Below are 21198 nucleotides of genomic sequence, written 5' to 3' on the forward strand. Positions count from 1 at the left end.
TAATGGATATCGGACTTCTGATCGACGGCGACAAAAGGGATGCGTCCGGCTCGGCGGCCTACGAGCGCATGGACCCGTTCACCGGCAAACTGGCGACGCGTGCCGCCGCGGCGAACGTGGCCGACGCCAACGCCGCTGTCGAAGCGGCTGCGGCTGCCTTTCCAACATGGTCGAAGACCGGGCCCGGCGAGCGCCGCGCGCTGCTCTCCAAGGCAGCGGACGTGATGGCCTCGAAGGTCGGCGAATTCACCAAACTGATGATGGAAGAGACCGGTGCGACCGGCCCCTGGGCCGGCTTCAACGTGATGCTGGCCGCCAACATGCTGCGCGAGGCAGCCGCCATGACGACGCAGATCTCGGGTGAGATCATCCCGTCGGACAAGCCGGGCACGTTGGCCATGGCGATCCGCCAGCCGGCCGGCGTATGCCTCGGCATCGCGCCATGGAACGCGCCGGTCATTCTCGGCACCCGCGCCGTGGCGATGCCGCTCGCCTGCGGCAACACGGTGGTGCTGAAGGCCTCGGAAATGTGCCCCGGCACGCATCGGCTGATCGGCCAGGTTCTGGTCGAAGCTGGCCTGCCCAAGGGCGTCATCAATGTCGTCACCAACGATCCGAAGGACGCCGCCGGCATCGTCGAGGCGCTGGTCGCGCACCCTGCCGTCAAGCGCGTCAACTTCACCGGCTCGACCAAGGTCGGCAGGATCATCGCCGAACTCGCCGGACGGCATCTCAAGCCGGCGCTGCTCGAACTCGGCGGCAAGGCGCCGCTGCTGGTGCTCGACGATGCCGATATCGATGCGGCGGTGAATGCCGCAACCTTCGGCGCCTTCATGCATCAGGGCCAGATCTGCATGTCGACCGAGCGCCTCATCGTCGATGAGAAAATCGCCGACGAGTTCGTGACAAAACTCGCGGCCCGCGCATCAAAGCTGCCGGCGGGGGACCCGCGCGGCCATGTCGTGCTCGGCTCGCTGATCAGCAGCCAGGCCGCCGACAAGATGGAGGAACTCGTCGCCGATGCCGTCACCAAGGGCGCCAAGCTCGTCGCCGGCGGCAAGCGCACGGGCACGGTTGTCGAGGCGACCTTGCTCGACCATGTCACGCCGTCGATGCGGGTCTACGCCGAGGAATCCTTCGGACCGGTCAAGCCGGTGATCCGGGTGAAAGGCGAGGACGAGGCGGTGCGCGTCGCCAACAACACCGAATACGGTCTCTCCTCCGCCGTCTTCAGCCGCGATATCAAGCGTGCCATGTCAGTTGCCGCGCGCATCGAGGCCGGCATCTGCCACATCAACGGCCCGACCGTCGGCGACGAGGCGCAGATGCCGTTCGGCGGCGTCAAGGGTTCCGGCTATGGCCGGTTTGGTGGCAAGGCGTCGATCGCAGAATTCACCGATTTGCGCTGGATGACCATCGAGGATCCGCACCAGCACTATCCGTTCTGAACGCCGTGGCCTGTTGGGCCGAAGCTCGTCACAGCAATCAAACCTCTCTCAAAGGACAATCGCAATGATTGATACCCGTACTGCGCCTTATGCCGCCTTGCTGCTGCGGCTCACGCTCGGCCTGCTGTTCCTCGCCCATGCAGGCCTAAAGATCTTCGTCTTCACGCCCGAAGGAACGGCCGGCTTCTTTGCATCCCTCGGTTTGCCGGGCTGGCTCGCCTATCTCGTCATCGCCTGGGAAGTGTTGGGGGGACTGGCCCTCGTCCTCGGCATCTGGCCACGCGCCATCGCCATCACCCTTATTCCCATTCTGCTCGGTGCAATATTCACCGTGCATGGTCCTGCCGGGTTCTTTTTCACCAACGCCAATGGCGGCTGGGAATTTCCGGCACTCTGGATCATTGGCCTGGTCGGCGTGGCGCTGATCGGCGATGGCGCTTATACGCTGAGGCCGACCCTTGGCGAAGCAGGCAGCCGCTGACCCCAGCCTCCAACGGATAGTCCGTCATCCAAGCGTCAGCCCAGCCCTCCTCGCTTCCCCACGCAGGAATGGCAGCCCGACCTCGATGACATCGGTCGGATTGTCGGCCACCGGCCGCCAGACGGCGAGCCCGCCGGCAATGTCGACATCGACGTGGTTCATGCTTTCGAGCGTAATCGCGCCGGTGTAGCCGATGGCGGCGATCGCCTGCATGCAAGCCGCCCAGTTGAGCATGCCACGTCCCGGCACGCCGCGATTGGCCTCCGAGACGTGGACATAGCCGAGATAAGGCGCCGCCGCTGCGAAGCCGGCGGCAAAGCTCTCCTCCTCGATATGCATGTGGTAGGTGTCGAGATGGATGAAGATGTTGTCGGCGCCGACGCGCTCGATAATCCTGGCAGCATCGATGCCGCGATTGATCAGATGCGTCTCGTAGCGGTTGCAAGGTTCAATGCCGAGCTCCAGCCCATGCACTTTTGCCGCCTTGGCGGCGCGTGCGAGGAAGCGGCACATGCCGTCGATTTCACCGGCCGTCGGCGCGCGGCCTGACGTCTTGCCGATCGTGCCATAAGTGACGCCGCCGAGTGCCGTGCTACCCACCGCTTCGCACACCTCGAAGGCCGGTTCGAGGAAGGCCAGCGCCTCGTCCGGCCGCTCGACAACATCGAGCGCGCGCGGCAGGCCGAGCGACGGGATCAGCTCGACGCCCTGGCGTTCGGCGAAGGCGCGCGTGCGCCTGGTGTCGATCTCCTCGGGCCGCAGCAGCGGGATCTCGAGCAGGCCAATGCCCAGAGCCTTCAGCCGCTCCATCTGCGGTTCGATCAGGTCAAGATCCCACACCGGGGCAATAGCGAAAGTGTGCAGTCCAAATGTATTCATCGGTCAGCCTCGTTGTTCATGCGCCGCGGCGGCACTGATATCGCCGCCGCCGACGATGCGGCTGACGACTTCGTTCATGTTGGTCCGGGCGGTGATCAGGTTCGCCTCGGCCCGGCCGTGGCGCAGCACGACAATGCGGTCGGTGACCGACAGCACGTCGTTCAATCTGTGCGAGATCAGGATGACGGCAATGCCTTCCGACTTCAGCCGCCGGATCAGATCGAGCACGCTCTGCACCTCGCGCACAGCAAGCGCCGCCGTCGGCTCGTCCATGATCACCAGCTTGGGGTTGAAGGTCAGCGCCCGCGCGATCGCCACCGTCTGCTGCTGGCCACCGGAGAACGAACCGACCGACCGGTTTATCGACGGCAGATGCGCCCCTAGCCGTTCGATCATCTTCGCCGCCTGGCGGTCCATCTCGGCCTTGTCGACAATACCCGGGATCAGTCCGAACAATTTCTTCGTCGGCTCGCGGCCAAGAAAGATGTTGGCGGCGACGTCCTGTTGCTTGGCCAGCGACAGGTCCTGGTAGATCATCTCGATGCCAAGCTCGCGCCGCTGGCCGGGATCGAGCGGCAGAATATCCTTGCCGTCGAGTTCGATCGAGCCGGCGTCAGCCCGGTAGATGCCGGTGATGGTCTTCATCAGTGTCGATTTGCCGGCGCCATTGTCACCGACGAGGCCGACCACTTCGCCCGCCTCGACCGACAGGTCGACGCCATGCAGCACGTCGACGGCGCCAAAGCTCTTGCGGATGCCGTGCAGGGTGAGAAGGGTCATACGCGTGACTCCTTGCGCACCTGGTACTGGTCGATGAACACCGCCAGGATCAACACGGCGCCGATCGCCATCTGCTGGTAGTAAGATTGCACCGCAAGCAGCGTCAGCCCGTTCTGCAGCACGCCCATGATCAGCGCCCCGATCATGGTGCCAAGGATCGAAGCGCGGCCGCCGAACAAATTGGTGCCGCCGATGATCGCTGCGGTTATGGCGGTCAGTTCGTAGTTGATGCCGGCGGTCGGATCGCCGGCATTGACGCGGGCGGTGAACAGCAGGCCGGCGAGACCGGCCAGCGCCCCAGACAGCGTGTAGATGATGCGGCGATGGTGTTCGACGCGAATGCCGGCCGCGCGCGCCGCGCCCTCACTGTCGCCGAGCGCCAGCGTATGACGGCCAAAGCGCGTGTAGGCGAGCACGCAATGCGCGACGATCGCCGTGAGCACCAGCAGGATGACCGGCATCGGAATGCCGAACGGCCGGCCTTGGCCGATATAGACGATCGCCGCCGGCAATCCGTAGATCGCCCTGCCCTGCGAAATGATCAAAGCGAGGCCACGCGCCATACCGAGCATGCCGAGCGTGACAATGAAGGCGGGCACAAACGCGCGGGTGACCAATTGCCCGTTGATGTATCCAGCAAGCCCGCCGGCAAGGATGCAGGCAACGACCGCGAACACCGAGGGCCAGCCGAGATTGACGGCGACGAAGGCGCCGGCGACGCCAGCGAGACCCATGACCGAGCCGAGCGACAGGTCGAGCCCGCCCGAGCCGATGACGAAGGTGGCGGCGATGGCCAGCACGCCGATCGTCGACGTCGCCAGCAGGATGTTGAGAAAATTGCTGAGCGACAGGAAATACGGCGACAGCACGGCCATCGCCGCACTCAGCGCCAGCAGCACCACCAGCGATTCCAGGCGGATATGAAGTCGTTCGACGGACGCACGCTGCACCCGAGCCCAGATACCGGGCCGTGCTATTTCAGAAGCCATCTTGCCTCACCTTTAAGAAAAAGTGGCTGGCGCAGGCTAAACCCGCGCCAGCCCAGTCCGGGAGGACTATTTCACGTATTCGAGCATCGGCTCCTTGCCGGCTTCGATCACATCCTTGGTCAGCACCAAAGTGGGCACGGCGATGCTTTCCTCGACCTTTTCACCGGCCAGCGCCTTCTTGACGTTCTCGACCGCTTGCTTGCCGACGAGATAGGGAAGCTGCGCAACAGAAGCGTTGAGTCGGCCTTCCTTGATCGACTTGACCGCGTCCGAATTGCCGTCGACGCCGATGATCGTCACCTGTTCGCCCTTGCCTGCCGCGTAGATCGATTCCACCGCGCCCAGCGCCATGCCGTCATTGGCGCAGAAAATGGCGACGAGGTCGGGATGCGCGGTCAGTGTGTCGGTGGCGATCGAAGCCGCCTTGTTGCGATCCCAGTCACCCGGCAGTGAGGCGACGATTTCCAGCCCCGGCGCCAATTCCTTGAGCTTGTCGGCAAAACCCTTGGCGCGCTTCTCGCCGGTGATGTTGCCGGACAGGCCTTCGATCACCAGCACCGGACCCTTTGCGTCCTTGCCGAGCTTGGAGACGAGATATTCGGCGCCTTGCCCGCCTGCCGCGACATTATCGGAGCCGATGCGGAAGGTGATCTTGATGCCTTCCTTGTCGAGCACCGCTGGGTCGAGATTGCCGTCGAGGTCGACGACCTTGATGCCGGCATCCTGCGCCGCCTTCAGGCAGGGCAAAAGATTGGTCGAGTTGATGGCGGCGGTGATCATCGCCACCGGCTTGCGCTCGAGCATGGTGTTGCACAGATTGAGCTGCGGCTCGGCCGCCTGGTCGCTGTCGGCCGCCTGCTGGAAATATTTCACCCCGGCTGCCTTGGCGCCGTCCTCGACGCCCTGGCCCATCGCGCCCCAGAACGGGTTGGCCAGCGTCTTCATCAGCACGCCATATTCGCCGTCCTCGGCCTTGGCCACACTGACGGCGGAAAGCGCCATTGCGACGCCAAAAGCCAAAGTAAATCGATTTATCTTCAGTGCGAGTGATTTCATCTCGTTTCTCCTCCGGTTGATGTCACGCGCCGCGAGCCAAAGCCAGGTCCGGCGCTTCTGGTCCGTCTTCGACAATGGGGGCTATTGTCGGCTTCCTCCCCCGGAATGCGGGCCGTTGCCTGGCGAGCCAACGGATTCCCGCATCAAAACCTGACAAGGCTCGAGCCGCGCCTTGGGCGGCCCCTCCTCGCCTTCGATCCTGGCAAACAGCACGTCCATCGCGTGGACGGCGATCTGGCGCACCGGCTGCACCACTGCGGCGATGGCTGGCCATGTCACCTGCATCCATTCGGCATCGTCGAAGCCGACCAGCGAAATGTCGTTGGGGCAATGCCAGCCGCGCCGCCGGAATTCGGACAGCGCCACCAGCGTGCCCTTGAGGAACAGCGAGTAGACCGCCGTCGGGCGCTCACCCTCTTTGGCGCCCTTCTCGAAATAGTCGCGCAGCAGCGCCCGCAGCGGTTCGACATCGCTCTCCGAGAGCACGACGTCGATACGGATATCAGGCGCCAGTTCGAGCGCCGTGGCGCGAAAGCCTTCAAGGCGGGCGCGCACCGTCGCCGCCTGCTGGCCAAGACCGACCACCAGTATGTGGCGGTGGCCCTTGCCGACCAGCGCCCGCGCCACCTCGGCGCTGGCCCCGGCACTGTCGGCCGAGACCGTGTCGAAGGCATCGTCGGCCAGCACGCGGTCGATCAGCACGCCGGTCATGCCGTTGGCCTTCATGAAACCGGCCGCCGGGCCGTGCTCGTTGCGCACCGGCGCTAGCACCACGCCGGCAACGCGCCAATCATGCATGCGGGCAAGGATCTCCTTTTCGCGCGCTTCGGATTCGCGGCTGGAGGCGGCGACCAGCGTGTAGCCGCGCTGCTCGGCGAGGCTTTCGAGCTGGGTGACCATCTGACCAAAGAACTCGCTTTCGAACTCCGGCATGATGGCGCCGATGATGCGGCGCTTGGCCCGGCGCATGTCGGAGGCCAGCGGGTCGACGCGGTAGCCGAGATGTTCGACGGCATCGAAAACGCGCTGCGCATTTTCGGGCTTCACCGTGGTGACGCCGGCCATGACCTTGGAGACTGTGGCGGCGGACACGCCGGCGCGGCTTGCCACGTCGTGTATCGACGGACGCCGTTGGGCTTCCTGATGCGCCATGATCCTCCTCCCGAGGGCAGGCAGCCGCGTGCTGCCTCGCAGATGTACCGATAAATCGATTTTTCGTAGTTGTAAATCGTTTAATCCGGAGTAAAACACCATTGTGGATGGCACGATCCGGTCGCGCCGGGAGGAAACATCATGTCAAACAATGCCTTGCCGCTGGTTATCAGCGTGCCCGAGCCGCGCACGCTCGAGCTGATCTTCACACCACCGCAGCTGGCGCGCTTCCGCGAAAAGTACCGCATCGTCGAGACGACGCCTGGAGGTGTCGCGGGACTGCCGGCCGAGGTGCTGGCCGAAGCGCGATACATTGTCGGCCAGCCGCCGATCTCGCCGGAGACGCTGGACAAGATGAAGGCGCTGCGCTGCGTCTTCAACGTCGAGACCAACCTCCTCAACAACATGCCGTACGAGACGCTCTTCGCCCGCGGCATCCATGTCGTGACCACCGGCCTCGTCTTCGCCGAACCGGTGGCCGAACTCGGCCTTGCCATGGCACTCAACCTGGCGCGCGATATCGTCGATGCCGACCTCGCCTTCCGGCAAGGCAAGGAGCTGTGGGGCGGCGATGGCAACCAGACGGCACGGCTGCTCTCCGACGCCGATGTCGGCATCGTCGGCTTTGGCGATCTCGGCCGCGCCCTGAACCGTGTGCTGTCTGGCTTCCGCACCCGCATCAGGGTGTTCGATCCCTGGCTGCCGCCCTCCGTGTTGGTCGAGAACGGCGTCGAGCCGGCCTCTCTGGACAAGGTTCTGTCGCAGAGCGATTTCGTCTTCGTCGTCGCCTCGGTGACCAGCGAGAACCAGGGATTTCTCGGCACCGATGCCTTCGCCAAGATGCGCAAAGGAGCCGCCTTCATCCTGCTCAGCCGCGCCGGCGTGGTGGACTTCCCCGCGCTGATGGCGGCGGTGAAGAGCGGCCACATCGTCGCCGCCAGCGACGTCTTCCCGGAAGAGCCGCTGGCGCAGGACCATCCGGTGCGCGCCCTGCCCGGCTTCCTGCGCTCGGCACACCGCGCCGGCGCACTCGACATCGCCTTCAAGCGCATGGGCGACATGGTGCTGGAGGACATGGACCTGGTCGACCGTGGCCTGCCGCCGCTACGCTCCAAGCGGGCGGAGCGTGAGACGGTTTCCAGAATGCGCTCGAAGCCGGTCGACAAGAACTAGACTTGGCTGGGCAGGCCTACAGCGGCCCCAGCCGCAGCGCATTGCGCGCGATCCGCCAGGCGGATTCGACATGGCGCCGTGCCGCCGCTTCCGCCTCTTCCGGTTTGCGCGAGCGGATCGCATCCATGATCGCATGCATCTCCGCGATCGCCGCGTCGCGGCGGTTCTCCGAGGCGATCGTCATTGAGCGCAATTGGTTGATGCGCACATTCAGCCCGGTGACGATCTCCCAGGCGATGCGCTTGTCGGCGGCCTCGAACAGCACCTCGTAGAATCGGGCCGTCGCCCGCATCACCTCGACCGGTGCGCCCGACGCCCAGGCTTCGAGAAGCTTTTCCAGGGCGGCATCGAGTAGCGCAATCTGCTCCTTGGTGGCCGACGTCGCGCAGGCCCGCGCCGCGATGCCCTCCAGCAGCGCCCGCAATTCATAGATCTCATCGGTGCGGCCGAGATCCGGCTTGGCCACGGCGGGTCCGTGCCCTGGTATCATCTGCACCAGGCCTTCCGCTTCCAGTTGCCTTAAGACTTCGCGCACCACCGAACGGCTGACGCCGAGCTGATCGCAAAGCGGTCGTTCGACCAGCCTCTCGCCGGGCTGGAAATGAAAATCCATGATCGCCTCGCGCATGCGCTCCAGCGCCAGCGTCCGCAGCGTCTTGGCTGAGCGGTCGATCCGAAGCGTATCGTCAGCCATTTTTCCTCCGCTTTCTTGCCCGGCCACAAAAACAGATTCCATAGGTGGTTGACAAGGTACATGGCGCTCCATAGCATGGTATACCATAAGACGCGATGGAAAGACGAGAGCCTGTCGCGCCCCTTTCGACCGAGGATTTGCATGCAGCCGGCCATTCGCAAGATCGTGACCTATGTCGAGAACACGCTGATCGAAGGCGGCAAGGCGGCGCCAAAGCCGCTGCGCCTGATCGGCGTCGCCGCCGTGTTGACCAACCCATGGGCCGGACGCGGCTTCACCGAAGACCTCTCGCCCGAGATCCGCGTCATCGCGCCCGTCCTCGGCGAGATGCTGACACGCGAAATCATCGCCGTGGCAGGTTCGGGCGAGGTAATCGAGGGCTACGGCAAGGCCGCCATCTGCGGCACGTCGGGCGAAGTCGAGCATGCCTCGGCGCTGATCCACACGCTGCATTTCGGCAACCACTATCGTCGCGCCGTCGGCGCCAAGACCTATCTCGCCTTCACCAATCTGCGCGGCGGGCCGAACACGCCGATCATGATCCCGCTGATGGACAAGAACGACGAAGGCCGCCGCTCGCACTATCTCACCGTGCATTTCCAGATCGGTGACGCGCCCGGCCCCGATGAACTGGTGGTGGCGCTCGGCGCCTCCATCGGCGGCCGTCCGCATCACCGCATCGGTGATCGCTACCAGGATCTGAAGGAGCTCGGAGACCTGCATGGCTGACGGTGCCGCACCGGCCCGGGGCAAGGCTCCCGACGGCACCGGCTTCATCAGGGCCGGTTCCGGCGCGCCGGTCCTGCTCATTCACGGCGTTGGCATGAGCGCGGCGATCTGGGAACCGCAGATCGCGCTGATGCAGGACCGCTTCGAGCTGATCGCCATCGACATGCTCGGCCATGGCGCCTCTCCCCTGCCGCCGCAGGATGCCGGACTGTCCGACTTCGCCGACCAGGCGATCCGCCTGCTCGACCATCTCGGCCTCGATCGCGTCGCGGTCATCGGTCACTCCATGGGCGCGCTCGTTGCCCAGGAAATCGCGTTGCGCGCGCCCTCGCGCGTCAGCTCCCTCGTCTGCCTCAATGCAGTCTTCCGCCGCCCTCCGGAGCTCGCGCAGGCAGTGCGGGAGCGGGCAGCAGCGCTTGGCGGCCGGGGCGATCCATCATCCATCGCCGCAACGATCGCCCGTTGGTTCGGCGACCCGATCCCAGCCGATCTGGCCGCTGCGGCTGCCACGGCATGGACCGCGCTCGAAAGCGTCGACGCGCAAGGCTATGCCCGCACCTATCGCCTCTTTGCCAGCGCCGACGCCGCGCATGTCGATCGCCTGGCCGACCTTGCCGTGCCGGCGCTGTTCATGACCGGGTCGGAAGACCGCAATTCCACGCCTGCCATGTCGGCCGCGATGGCGCGACTCGCGCCTTCAGGGCAATGCCTCGTGCTGAGCGGCGAAAAGCACATGATGACAATCGCTTCGCCGCAAAAAGTGACTCAACAAATCATCGCCTTCCTCGACAAGGCGGCGGCTGTTTCCGCCAGCGCTGCCACCGGTCCCGCATTCGACGTCATCGAATTCCGGCGCGCGCTCGGCTCCTTCCTGACCGGCGTCACCATCGTCACCACCATCGGTGCCGAAGGCGAGCCGCGCGGCTTTACCGCCAACTCCTTCACCTCCGTCTCGCTCGAGCCGCCGCTGGTGCTGGTCTGCATCGCCAAGAAAGCGCTAGGGCACCAGGCCTTTTCGACCTCCAGAGGATTCGCCATCAACATTCTGTCGGAAGACCAGAAGGCCGCGTCCGGCATCTTTGCCTCCAAGGCCGCCGACAAATTCGCTGCGGTGGCGTGGCAGCCAGGGCAGACCGGCAATCCGGTGATCGAGGGGTCCGTCGCGGTGTTCGATTGCGACATGGAACAACTGGTCGATGCCGGCGACCATTCGATCCTCATCGGACGGGTCCACGATTTCACCCACAGCAGCGCGCAGCCGCTGGGCTACTGCCGCGGCACCTATGTCACGCCCGGCCTCAGCCAGGAGGCGCTTGCGGCCGCCCCGCCCGGAACCGAAGTCGGCGCCATTCTTGAAAATGAAGGCCGCGTGCTCTTCTTCGAGGCGGCCGACGGCTCCTGCCAATTGCCTGCCGGACGCGGCCTTGGCGCCGCGAATGACGCTCGCAGTCTCAGGGGAAAGCTTGCAGCCAAGGCGATCGACGCCGAGCTCGGCTTCCTCTACGCGGTCTGGGACGACGCGACGGAAGCCTCGCGCACTCATGTCTACTATCGTGGAACAGTGGGCTCTCCCCGTTCCGGTGACGGGCAGGTCCGGTTTGTCGAGATCGAGCGGATCGCCGACTTGACGATCGCCGACCCGGCGGTGCGTTCGATGTTGAGCCGCTACGTGCGCGAACGCACCGAAGATGCGTTCGGCGTCTATGTCGGCAACGAGGTTGAAGGCGAGGTCCGGCCGCTCGCCAAGCCCGCGCCTGCACTCCATTCCGGCCACGGGTGAGACCGATGAAATTTTCGCTTTTCGTCCACATGGAGCGCTCGGAACTGGAGAAGCCGCATTCCGAGCTGCTGACGGAGCTGGGAGAACTCGTCCTGCTTGCCGAGCAGGCCGGCTTCGAGGCCGCCTGGATCGGCGAGCATCACGGCATGGAATTCACCATCTCGCCGAACCCGTTCATCAACATCGCCTATCTCGCCGGCAAGACGACGACCATCCGCCTCGGCACCGGCACCATCATCGCGCCCTTCTGGCACCCGATCAAACTTGCCGGCGAAGCGGCGATGGCCGACATCATCACCAGCGGCCGGCTCGACATCGGCATCGCGCGCGGCGCCTACAGCTATGAATACCAGCGGCTCTTCCCCGGCCTCGACGCCTGGGGCGCCGGTCAGCGCATGCGCGAGATGGTGCCGGCGCTGCGCGGCCTCTGGGACGGCGATTTCGAGCTCTCCGGCGAGTTCTGGTCCTTCCCGCCCACCACCTCATCGCCGAAGCCGCTGCAGAAACCTTACCCGCCGATCTGGGTGGCTGCGCGCGATCCGAACTCGCACGACTTCGCGGTGGCCAACAAATGCAACGTGCAGGTGACGCCACTCGCCTCGGGCGATGGCGAGGTGGCGAGCCTGATGGAGCGCTTCAACACCGCCTGCCAGGCTCATCCGGAGATAAAGCGGCCGGAAATCATGCTGCTGATGCACACCTTCGTCGCCGAGGATGCAGCCGACGCCGACCGCCTGACGCAGGACTTGTCTCTGTTCTACTGCCAGTTCGGCGCCTGGTTCCAGAACAAGAAGCCGGTGCGCCAGGGCATCCTGGAGCCGCTGACCGAGGAAGAGATCGCGGCCATGCCGCAATATGCGCCGGACAAGATCCGGCAGAACCTGGTCATCGGCGAAGCCGAAGAGGTGATCGCGAGGCTGAAGACCTACGAGGCCCAGGGCTACGACCAGTACTCGATCTGGATCGACAGCGGCCTTTCGCATAAGCGCAAGAAGAAATCGCTGCAGCTCTTCATCGACAAGGTGATGCCGGCCTTCCAGGAAGCGGGGCCGCGATGAGCACCGCCGCCTTCAAGAATTACATAGACGGCCAGTTCGCGGAGGCCACTGCGACCTTCGACAGCATCGATCCTGCGACCGGCGTGCCCTGGGCGACGATGCCGGTTGCTTCCGTCGCCGATGTCGACCGCGCCGTCGAGGCCGCGCACAAGGCGCTGCGCTCCGGCCCATGGGCAGCGATGACGGCGACGGCGCGCGGCAAGCTGCTGGTCAGGCTCGGCGATCTGGTCGCCGCCAATGCCGGCCGGCTGGCCGAACTGGAGACGCGCGACACCGGCAAGATCATCCGCGAGACGCGCGCCCAGATCGCCTATGTCGGCGACTACTACCGCTACTATGGCGGCCTGGCCGACAAGCACGAAGGCGCCTTCATCCCGATCGACAAGGCCGACATGGAGGTGACGGTGCGGCCCGAGCCGATCGGCGTCGTTGCGGCGGTCGTGCCATGGAATTCGCAGCTCTTCCTGTCGGCGGTCAAGCTCGGCGCGGCGCTTGCGGCGGGCTGTACGGTCGTGCTGAAGGCCTCCGAAGACGGCCCGGCGCCGCTGCTCGCCTTTGCCGAACTCGTCCATGAGGCCGGATTTCCGGCGGGCGCCGTCAACATCCTGACCGGCTTTGGCCATGATTGCGGGCACCGCCTGACCAGCCATCCGCTGGTCGCCCGCGTCGCCTTCACCGGCGGCCCCTCGACTGCCAAGCAGATCGTCATCAACACGGCCGAAAACCTCGCCTATACGACGCTCGAGCTTGGCGGCAAGAGCCCGGTCGTCGTCTTCGCCGATGCCGATCTCGACAGCGCCGCCAACGCCGTCGTCGCCGGCATTTTCGCGGCGACCGGGCAGAGCTGCGTCGCCGGCTCGCGGCTGCTGGTCGAGCGCTCGGTCAAGGATGAGTTCCTCGCCCGGTTGAAACGGAAGGCCGAAGCCATCGTCATCGGCGATCCGCAGGATCCGGCCACCGAAATGGGACCGCTGGCAACCTCGCGCCAGCGCGAGCGGATCGAAAAGATCGTCGCCGAAAGCCTGGCCGACGGCGGCCGGCTGATCACCGGTGGCGCCCGCCCCAAGGGCAAGGCGAACGGTTTCTACTACGCACCGACGATCATCGAAGCGTCCGACCAGAAGCTCGCCTGCGTGCGCGAGGAGTTATTCGGCCCGGTGCTGAGCGCGCTTGCCTTCGACAGCGAGGCGGAAGCGCTGGCGCTCGCCAACGACACGCCCTTTGGGCTCGCATCCGGCGTCTTCACCTCCAATCTCGCCAGGGCGCACCGCATGGCCCGCGGCATCCATGCAGGCGTGGTCTGGGTCAACACCTACCGCGTTGTCTCGCCGCTGGTTCCGTTCGGCGGCTACGGCCTGTCCGGCCTTGGCCGCGAAGGCGGCCTCGATGCCATCCGCGACTACACGCGTTCGAAATCGGTGTGGATACGCACCTCGGACGAGCCGATCCCCGATCCCTTCGTCATGCGCTGAGGCGACATGGCGACGGTGCACTGAAGAACAAGAAACGGAACACACCAATCAGAGGAGAACGACATGAAACTGATTTTCGCCGGCATCCTTGCCGGGCTCATGGCAACGACGGCCGCCAAGGCCGAGGACATGGTGTTCACCAGCTGGGGCGGGACGACGCAGGAAGCCCAGACCAAGTCCTGGGCGGAACCCTTCACCGCCGCATCCGGCGTCAAGGTGCTGCAGGACGGCCCGACCGACTACGGCAAGCTGAAGGCCATGGTCGACGCCGGCAACGTCACCTGGGATGTCGTCGCCGTCGAGATGGATTTCGCCATCAAGGCGGCCAAGGACGGCCTGCTCGAGCCGATCGACTTCGCCGCCGTGCCAAAGGCCGATCTCGACCCGCGCTTCTCGAATGAGCACGCCATCGGCAGCTTCTACTATTCCTTCGTGCTCGCCTGGAACAAGGGCGCCGTCTCGGGCGAACCTGCCGGCTGGGCAGACATGTTCGACACCAAGAAATTCCCGGGCAAGCGCACCTTCTACAAATGGTCGGCGCCCGGCGTCATCGAGATCGCGCTGCTCGCCGACGGCGTTCCCGCCGACAAGCTCTATCCGCTCGACCTCGACCGCGCCTTCAAGAAGCTCGACACCATCAAGTCGGACATCGTCTGGTGGGGCGGCGGTGCGGAATCGCAGCAGTTGATCGCCTCCGGCGAAGCAGCGTTCGGCCAGCTGTGGAACGGCCGGGTCTTCGCGCTTCAGCATGACGAAGCCGATGTCGGCGTGTCCTGGAACCAGAACCTGACGGCGGCCGATGTTCTGGTCGTGCCGAAGGGCGCCAAGAACAAGGATGCGGCGATGAAGTTCCTCGCCGCGGCGAGCAGCCCGGCCGGCCAGGCAAAATTTGCCGAGGCAAGCGGCTATGCGCCGATCAACACCAAGGCCAAGGCCGAGATGGCGGCGGATGTCGTGAAGTCGCTGCCGGACGCCCATGTCGACGGACAGATCAATCTCGACATGAACTATTGGGCTGAGAATCGCGACGCCATCGCCACGCGCTGGTACGCCTGGCAGGCGAAGTAACGCCTGCTGCCGCAACAGAACGGAACGGGGCGGCGCAGGCTGTCTCGTTCCACAAACAGGTTCCACCCATGTCGGTCGAAACGCGTCAGAGCTTTGGAATAGTCAAGATGCCGGCAGGCTTCAGCGGCCTGCTGCCGGCGGTGCTTCTGATTGCGTTTTTCTTCGTCGTGCCGGTGCTTGCGCTGCTGCTGCGCAGCGTCACCGACCCAGCTCCCGGCCTGCAGAATTACGCGGCCCTGCTCGGCGACGGCACCTACGCGCGGGTGTTCTTCAACACCTTCCTGGTCGCCTTCGTCGTCACCATCGTCACCGTGCTCGTCGCCTTCCCGGTCGCTTGGATGCTGGCGATCATGCCGGCCACGCTCGCCTCGATCCTGTTCGGCATCATCATCCTGTCGATGTGGACCAACCTACTCACGCGCACCTATGCCTGGATGGTGCTTCTGCAACGCACCGGCGTCATCAACCGGGCACTGATGGCGGCTGGCGTCATCGACCAGCCCCTGCCGCTCATCAACAACCTCACCGGCGTCACAATCGGCATGGTCTACATCATGCTGCCCTTCATGATCTTGCCACTGGTTGGCACCTTGCGGGCGATCGATCCGATGACGTTGCGCGCCGCGGCGCTGTGCGGCGCCAGCCCCTTCCAGGCATTCCGCCGAATCCTTTTGCCGCTGTCGCTGCCCGGCGTCGCCGCCGGCGGCCTGATGGTCTTCGTCATGTCGCTCGGCTATTTCGTCACGCCTGCGCTGCTCGGCGGCACGTCGAATATGATGCTGGCCGAAATGATCGCGCAGATGATCCAGTCGCTGCTCAATTGGGGGCTCGGCAGCGCCGCCGCCTTCATCCTGCTGGTCGTCACCATGGCGCTCTACGCATTGCAGCTACGCCTTGTCGGCGCCAGACGCGTGACGGGAGGCGTCTGAGATGCTGCTCGACTACGACCGCCTCGGCTGGCTGAAGGTGGCGCTCCTTGCCTTCACCGCTTGCGTCGCCGCCTTCCTGTTGCTGCCGGTGGTCTTTATCGTTCTGCTCTCGTTCGGATCGTCGCGCTGGCTGGCCTTTCCGCCACCCGGCTGGACGCTGAGATGGTACCAGGAGCTGTTTGCCGACCCCTCCTGGCTGGAGGCGGCACTGACCAGCGCCCGCATCGCCACAATGACGGCGGTCCTTGCCGTGGTGATCGGCCTCCTCGCCTCCTTTGCCCTGGTTCGCGGACAGTTCCGTGGACGCGAGATCCTGCGCGGCCTGCTGCTGACGCCGATGGTCCTGCCGGTCGTGGTCTTCGCCATCGCCATCTATGCCTTCTTCCTGCGGCTTGGCCTCGGCGGCACCACGGTCGGCTTCGTCATCGCCCACACCGTGCTGGCGCTGCCCTTCGCCATCATCCCGATCGCCACCGCACTCGAAGGCTTCGACAAGTCGATCGAGGATGCGGCGATCGTCTGCGGCGCCAGCCCACTCGAGGCCAAGCTCAGGATCACCTTGCCGTCGATCCGCATCGGCATCTTTTCCGCGGCGATCTTTTCCTTCCTCGCCTCCTGGGATGAGGTCGTGGTGGCGATCTTCATGGCCAGCCCAACTCTGCAGACCTTGCCGGTCAAGATCTGGGGCAGCCTCCGGTCCGACCTCACCCCCGTCATCGCCGCCGCCTCCAGCCTGCTGGTCGCGCTCACCCTCGCCCTGATGGTCGTGACGGCCCTGCTGCGCCGAAAGCTCCAGACATGACCCAGCCCTTCCTGTCGATCCGCAAATTGCGCAAGGCTTTCGGTGCTTTCACGGCCGTTCATGATGTGACGCTGGATATCCCCAAGGGCGAATTCCTGACCTTTCTCGGACCATCGGGTTCTGGAAAATCGACGACGCTCTATGCCATTGCCGGTTTCCAGGACCCCAGCTCCGGCGACGTGCAGCTGGAAGGCAAATCCTTGCTGGCGATCCCCTCGCACAAGCGCAACATCGGCATGGTCTTCCAGCGCTACACGCTGTTCCCGCATCTGAGCGTTGCCGAAAACGTCGCCTTTCCGCTGCGCGTCCGCCGCCGGCCCGACGCCGAGGTCAAGCGCAAGGTCGCCGACATGCTCTCGCTGGTGCGGCTCGAAAGCTTCGCCGACAGACTGCCGGGCGCGCTGTCGGGCGGCCAGCAGCAGCGCGTCGCGCTGGCCCGGGCGCTGGCCTACGATCCTCCGATCCTGCTGATGGACGAGCCGCTGTCGGCCCTCGACAAGAAACTGCGCGAGGAAATCCAGGCCGAGATCCGCCGCATCCATCGCGAGACCGGCGTCACCATCCTCTATGTCACCCACGATCAGGAAGAAGCGCTGCATCTCTCGGACCGCATCGCCCTGTTCAAGGACGGCCGCATCGAGCAGACCGGCACCGGTGAGGATCTGTATCTCAGGCCAGCAACCGATTTCGTCGCCGGCTTCATCGGCAATTCGAATTTCCTCGCCGCCGAGCATCTCGAAACCGTCGACGGGGCGGCAACGATCCGGCTGGCGGACGGTTCGGTCGTGTCCGGCGTGAGCATCAACGGCGCTTTCGACAAGGGGCAAAAAACCAGGCTGATGATCCGGCCGGAAGCGTTTGGCATGGAGCGAAAGCCCGCGAGCGCGGAACTCGATGTTGAGATCGTCGATGTCGCCTTCTATGGCGAACGCCGGCGCATCGTCGCGCGCACCGCCTCAGGACAGGAGATCGACATCAGGCCGACCTCTGCCGCCATGCAATCGCATGGCACAGCGCAGTCCCGCCGGCAGGTATTCTTCGATCCGGCCGCCGCATTGCTGTTTCCGGCCTGACCGCTATTCAGACAGACCGTTGCGGAAATCTATTCGGCGGCAACCCTGGCGCCAGAGCGATGGGCTAGTACAAGCCCGACCTCGTCCACGGCCTGCGCGACGCGCTTCAGGATGGCCTCCGACCGAAGCACCCCGTCGATGAAATCCTTGTCGGTGGCGTAGACCGCCGTCGGCAAGGCCAGCGCTTCGAAGAAGCCGAACAGCGGCCGCAATTGATGCTCGACGATCAACGCATGCCGCTCGCCGCCGCCGGTCGCCAGCAGCACCACTGGCTTGCCCTTTAGGGAAACCGGATCGAAGAGATCGAAGAAGTGCTTGAACAGGCCGGTGTAGCTGCCCTTGTAGGTCGGCGAGCCCACAACCAGCACATCGGCATTGACGATGCTGTCGAGGATGGCCCGCGCCTGGCTGTCGAGGTCGCGTGCCCATTTGGCACCACCGAGCGACGGGCCGAGATCTTCCACGTCGTAGCTGCTCGCCGACAGGCCATGCTGGCGCGCAATGTCCTTGACCACTTGCTCGACGAAGCCGCGCGTCTTGGACGGCCGGGTGAAATTGCCGGAAAAGCCGACGACGGTTGGATTGGGCATGCTGTGGCACCTTCTCGCTACGGGCAAGCTCGCCTTCAATGTCTACAAGTTTGATAGACTTCCGAAGGCGGTAAAAGGAATGATAGGCCTTTCAGCATCGCCGCGACGAACTATTTTTCCATGAGTTCGCGCAAACGGATGATGGCCGCGGTCAATTTTTCGGCGAGCGATGTGAATGGTCCCGCCGGCACGAACCCCTATCCGATGCGATTGCCGCCTGCCGGATCGAACAGATGCAGCGACGCCGGCTCGGCGGAAAGCCGCACCCTGTCGCCCGGCCGGACATTGCTGCGCCCCATGACGAAGACGCAGACCTGCTGTCCCGCCAGCTTGACGTAGAACTGCGTCGACAGGCCGAGCGGCTCGACCACTTCGACTTCGGCTTCGAGCGGCCCACCTTCGGAAAGCTGGATATGTTCCGGCCGCAGCCCGACGGTGAGCTTGTCGCCATTCTTCAGCGGCAAGCCGTCCGGCAACCGCAGCTTCTGGCCATCGGCCAGCACCGCGTCGACCTTGCCGCCTTTGTCGACCGTCGCCGGCAGGAAATTCATGCCGGGCGAGCCGATGAAACCGGCGACGAACATATTGATCGGCCGGTCGTAGAGCTCGAGCGGATGGCCGACCTGCTGCACGAAGCCGTCATGCATGACGACGATGCGGTCGGCCATGGTCATCGCTTCGATCTGGTCGTGGGTGACATAGACCGAAGTGGTCTTCAATTGCTGGTGCAGCGCCTTGATCTCGGCGCGCATATGGACCCGCAATTTGGCGTCGAGGTTCGACAGCGGCTCGTCGAACAGAAACACTTTTGGATCGCGCACGATGGCGCGGCCCATGGCGACGCGCTGCCGCTGGCCGCCGGACAGCTGGCGCGGCAAGCGCTGCAGGAAAGCGTCGAGGCCAAGCCGCTTGGCGGCGGCGCCCACCCGTGTGTCGATCGTCGTCTTCTCCGCCTTCTTCAACAGCAGGCTGAAGCCCATGTTCGACGACACGTCCATATGCGGGTAGAGCGCGTAGGACTGGAACACCATGGCGATGTCGCGGTCCTTGGGCGCGACGTCGTTGACCAGGCGGTCGCCGATGCGGATCTCGCCGCCTGACACCTCTTCCAGCCCGGCGATCATGCGCAAAAGGGTCGACTTGCCACAGCCAGACGGGCCGACCAGCACGACGAACTCGCCGTCGGCGATCTCGAGATCGACGCCGTGCAGGATGCGCAGCGAGCCATAGTCCTTCTCGACGTTTTGCAGTGTGACGGAAGCCATCGATTATCCTTTGACCGCGCCGGCGGTGAGGCCGGTGACGAGATAGCGTTGCAGGAAGGCGAAGAAGATGCAGACCGGGATCAGCGCCAGGATCGACGCCGCCATCATCTGTCCCCAGTCGACGGCAAACTTGCCGATATAGGTGAGCAGGCCGACGGCAAAAGTCTTCTGGTCATCGCTGGAGATCAGCATCAGTGCGAACAGAAGCTCGCTCCACGCCGCGGTGAAGACGAAGCCCAGCGTCGCGCCCATGCCGGGCAGCGTCAGCGGCACGATCACCTTGCGCATCGCCTGAGCACGCGTGCAGCCGTCGATCATAGCCGCCTCTTCGAGATCCCTGGGGATGCCGTCGAAAAAGGACTGCATCAGGAAGGTGGCGAAGGCGGTGTTGAAGGCGGTGTAGATGATGATCAACCCGACCAGGCTGTTGGTGAGGCCGAGTTCTCCCATGACGCGGTAGATCGGCGGAATGACCATCACCAGCGGAAACGTCTGGGTGAGCAGCAGCATGATCGCCAGCGTCGCCTTGCCACGGAAGGTGAAGCGGGACATGGCGTAGCCGGCGAGCGTGGCGATGATGGTGACGAAGGCCGCCGTCGACACCGAGACGATGACACTGTTCATGAAATAGCGCGGGAAATCAGAGGCTTCCAGCACAGTGATAAAGTTGCGGAAGGTGGTCTGCGACGGCCACAGTGTGATGCCTTCGGAGTAAAGCAGCCGCTCCGGCGTGACCGATATCTTCAGCGTCCAGTAGATCGGGAACAGCGCGAAGATCATGTAGGCGGCAATGGCGCCGTAGAGGCCGATGCCACTGACAATGCGCGAGGAGGTCGAGCGTCCGGCAATCATCAGACGTGCCTCACCAGCGAGCGGCGGATGGCGATCAGCGCGATCGCGTAGACGATGAGCAGCACCAGCAGCAGCACCGCCACCGCCGATGCATAGCCCTTGTCCAGCGACTTGAAGGCGCTGACATAGATGTAGACCGGCACCGTGCTGGTCGAGCCGGCGGGCCCGCCTTCGGTCATGACGAAGATCAGGTCGGCGAAGGTGGCGATCCAGATGGTGCGCAGCATGACGGTGATGACGATGGTCGGCGCCAGGAACGGCAGCGTCACCTTGCTAAAGCGCTGCCACGGCGAGGCGCCGTCGATCGCCGCGGCTTCATGCAGTTCCGACGGGATCGACTTCAGCGCCGCCAGCAGCGTGATGGCGAAGAACGGGATGCCGAACCAGATGTTGGCGATGATCGGCCCCCACATGGCGGTGGCCGGATCAGAGAGCACGTTGGTCGGCTCGGCCTTCAAACCCAGCGCGAACAGCCAATGCGGCAGCGGTCCGATGATCGGGTTGAACAGCCAAGCCCAGGTCAGGCCGGAAAGGAAGGACGGCACCGCCCAGGGCAGGAAGACCACAGCTTGCACGAACTTGCGGCCGACAAACGGCTTGTCGAGCAGCAACGCCAGGCCGAGGCCGAGGAAGAACTGGAAGAACAGGCTGGCGACCGTCCACCAAAGCGTGTTGACCAGCGCCTGCCCCAGCACCTGGTCGGACAGCATGGCCTGATACTGGCCGAGACCGACATATTCCGACTTGAAGGCTGAGAACTTTCTGAACGAATAGCTGATGCCGACGATCAGCGGCACCACCAGCACCACCACCAGAAGCACGATCGCCGGGCTGAGATAAAGCCAGGGCTCGATAGCGGCATGCGTCAGCCGCTTCTTTCGCGGTCTGCCTGCGGGTCGTATTGCGGACACGGCATAGGTCATCGGTT

General features: G+C 64.6%; 21 protein-coding genes. 11 read left to right on the forward strand and 10 right to left on the reverse strand.

The window, feature by feature from the left end; genetic code table 11:
- The first annotated feature begins 2 nt into the window (after positions 1 to 2).
- Positions 3 to 1448 carry an aldehyde dehydrogenase gene (locus AC1DX6_RS08530; RefSeq protein WP_477312299.1) on the forward strand — a complete coding sequence of 482 codons (1446 nt, stop codon included), beginning with the start codon at positions 3 to 5 and terminating at the stop codon, positions 1446 to 1448.
- A 64-nt stretch (positions 1449 to 1512) separates the two neighbouring features.
- Positions 1513 to 1929 carry a DoxX family protein gene (locus AC1DX6_RS08535; RefSeq protein WP_477312300.1) on the forward strand — a complete coding sequence of 139 codons (417 nt, stop codon included), beginning with the start codon at positions 1513 to 1515 and terminating at the stop codon, positions 1927 to 1929.
- A 24-nt stretch (positions 1930 to 1953) separates the two neighbouring features.
- On the opposite strand, the gene AC1DX6_RS08540 is transcribed toward AC1DX6_RS08535, so the two are convergent.
- The 5 genes from AC1DX6_RS08540 to AC1DX6_RS08560 all read right to left on the reverse strand — a co-directional run bounded on the left by AC1DX6_RS08540 (position 1954) and on the right by AC1DX6_RS08560 (position 6785).
- Positions 1954 to 2808, reverse strand: a complete 855-nt coding sequence (locus AC1DX6_RS08540) for a sugar phosphate isomerase/epimerase family protein (protein WP_477312301.1) — start codon at positions 2806 to 2808, stop codon at positions 1954 to 1956.
- A 3-nt stretch (positions 2809 to 2811) separates the two neighbouring features.
- On the reverse strand, positions 2812 to 3588 hold the full coding sequence (locus AC1DX6_RS08545; protein ID WP_477312302.1) for an ATP-binding cassette domain-containing protein: 777 nt from the start codon (positions 3586 to 3588) through the stop codon (positions 2812 to 2814).
- Positions 3585 to 4577: an ABC transporter permease gene (locus AC1DX6_RS08550; RefSeq protein ID WP_477312303.1), complete on the reverse strand. Its 993-nt coding sequence runs from the start codon at positions 4575 to 4577 to the stop codon at positions 3585 to 3587. Before AC1DX6_RS08550 ends, AC1DX6_RS08545 begins: the two co-directional genes overlap by 4 nt.
- A gap of 66 nt (positions 4578 to 4643) precedes the next feature.
- Positions 4644 to 5633 carry a sugar ABC transporter substrate-binding protein gene (locus tag AC1DX6_RS08555; protein WP_477312304.1) on the reverse strand — a complete coding sequence of 330 codons (990 nt, stop codon included), beginning with the start codon at positions 5631 to 5633 and terminating at the stop codon, positions 4644 to 4646.
- Between the two features lie 81 nt (positions 5634 to 5714).
- Positions 5715 to 6785, reverse strand: a complete 1071-nt coding sequence (locus AC1DX6_RS08560; protein ID WP_477312305.1) for a LacI family DNA-binding transcriptional regulator — start codon at positions 6783 to 6785, stop codon at positions 5715 to 5717.
- 141 nt (positions 6786 to 6926) lie between these two features.
- Here AC1DX6_RS08560 and AC1DX6_RS08565 point away from each other — a divergent pair, with 141 nt between their 5' ends.
- Positions 6927 to 7958, forward strand: coding sequence for a hydroxyacid dehydrogenase (locus AC1DX6_RS08565; RefSeq protein WP_477312306.1), 1032 nt, complete (start codon positions 6927 to 6929; stop codon positions 7956 to 7958).
- 16 nt (positions 7959 to 7974) lie between these two features.
- On the opposite strand, the gene AC1DX6_RS08570 is transcribed toward AC1DX6_RS08565, so the two are convergent.
- On the reverse strand, positions 7975 to 8652 hold the full coding sequence (locus AC1DX6_RS08570; RefSeq protein ID WP_477312307.1) for a GntR family transcriptional regulator: 678 nt from the start codon (positions 8650 to 8652) through the stop codon (positions 7975 to 7977).
- 141 nt (positions 8653 to 8793) lie between these two features.
- On the opposite strand from AC1DX6_RS08570, the gene AC1DX6_RS08575 reads away from it, so the two are divergent.
- The 8 genes from AC1DX6_RS08575 (at position 8794) to AC1DX6_RS08610 (ending at position 17563) form a co-directional block, all read left to right on the forward strand.
- Positions 8794 to 9381, forward strand: coding sequence for an amino acid synthesis family protein (locus AC1DX6_RS08575; RefSeq protein ID WP_477312308.1), 588 nt, complete (start codon positions 8794 to 8796; stop codon positions 9379 to 9381).
- On the forward strand, positions 9374 to 11161 hold the full coding sequence (locus AC1DX6_RS08580; RefSeq protein ID WP_477312309.1) for an alpha/beta fold hydrolase: 1788 nt from the start codon (positions 9374 to 9376) through the stop codon (positions 11159 to 11161). Before AC1DX6_RS08575 ends, AC1DX6_RS08580 begins: the two co-directional genes overlap by 8 nt.
- 5 nt (positions 11162 to 11166) lie before the next feature.
- Positions 11167 to 12219, forward strand: a complete 1053-nt coding sequence (locus AC1DX6_RS08585; protein ID WP_477312310.1) for an LLM class flavin-dependent oxidoreductase — start codon at positions 11167 to 11169, stop codon at positions 12217 to 12219.
- The gene (locus AC1DX6_RS08590; RefSeq protein ID WP_477312311.1) at positions 12216 to 13691 is read left to right on the forward strand and encodes an aldehyde dehydrogenase; all 1476 of its coding nucleotides are present in this window, start codon (positions 12216 to 12218) and stop codon (positions 13689 to 13691) included. Before AC1DX6_RS08585 ends, AC1DX6_RS08590 begins: the two co-directional genes overlap by 4 nt.
- A 63-nt stretch (positions 13692 to 13754) precedes the next feature.
- Positions 13755 to 14759, forward strand: a complete 1005-nt coding sequence (locus tag AC1DX6_RS08595) for an ABC transporter substrate-binding protein (protein WP_477312312.1) — start codon at positions 13755 to 13757, stop codon at positions 14757 to 14759.
- A gap of 68 nt (positions 14760 to 14827) precedes the next feature.
- A complete protein-coding gene (locus AC1DX6_RS08600) occupies positions 14828 to 15688 on the forward strand; it encodes an ABC transporter permease (protein WP_477312313.1) in 861 nt (286 codons plus the stop codon).
- Between the two features lies 1 nt (position 15689).
- The gene (locus AC1DX6_RS08605; protein ID WP_477312314.1) at positions 15690 to 16490 is read left to right on the forward strand and encodes an ABC transporter permease; all 801 of its coding nucleotides are present in this window, start codon (positions 15690 to 15692) and stop codon (positions 16488 to 16490) included.
- Positions 16487 to 17563, forward strand: coding sequence for an ABC transporter ATP-binding protein (locus AC1DX6_RS08610; RefSeq protein WP_477312315.1), 1077 nt, complete (start codon positions 16487 to 16489; stop codon positions 17561 to 17563). The genes AC1DX6_RS08605 and AC1DX6_RS08610 overlap by 4 nt, the downstream gene beginning before the upstream one ends.
- 29 nt (positions 17564 to 17592) lie before the next feature.
- Here the strand turns inward: AC1DX6_RS08610 and msuE are convergent, their stop codons facing one another.
- From msuE to AC1DX6_RS08630, 4 genes are all read right to left on the reverse strand, one after another.
- On the reverse strand, positions 17593 to 18153 hold the full coding sequence (msuE, locus tag AC1DX6_RS08615) for an FMN reductase (RefSeq protein WP_477312316.1): 561 nt from the start codon (positions 18151 to 18153) through the stop codon (positions 17593 to 17595).
- A gap of 197 nt (positions 18154 to 18350) precedes the next feature.
- Complete coding sequence (locus AC1DX6_RS08620; protein WP_477312317.1) at positions 18351 to 19418, reverse strand: ABC transporter ATP-binding protein; 1068 nt, start codon at positions 19416 to 19418, stop codon at positions 18351 to 18353.
- A 3-nt stretch (positions 19419 to 19421) separates the two neighbouring features.
- Positions 19422 to 20270: a carbohydrate ABC transporter permease gene (locus tag AC1DX6_RS08625; protein ID WP_477312318.1), complete on the reverse strand. Its 849-nt coding sequence runs from the start codon at positions 20268 to 20270 to the stop codon at positions 19422 to 19424.
- Complete coding sequence (locus AC1DX6_RS08630; RefSeq protein ID WP_477312319.1) at positions 20270 to 21193, reverse strand: carbohydrate ABC transporter permease; 924 nt, start codon at positions 21191 to 21193, stop codon at positions 20270 to 20272. The genes AC1DX6_RS08625 and AC1DX6_RS08630 overlap by 1 nt, the downstream gene beginning before the upstream one ends.
- Between the last annotated feature and the right edge of the window lie 5 nt (positions 21194 to 21198).

Source organism: Mesorhizobium sp. P2_C4 (genome assembly GCF_056404575.1).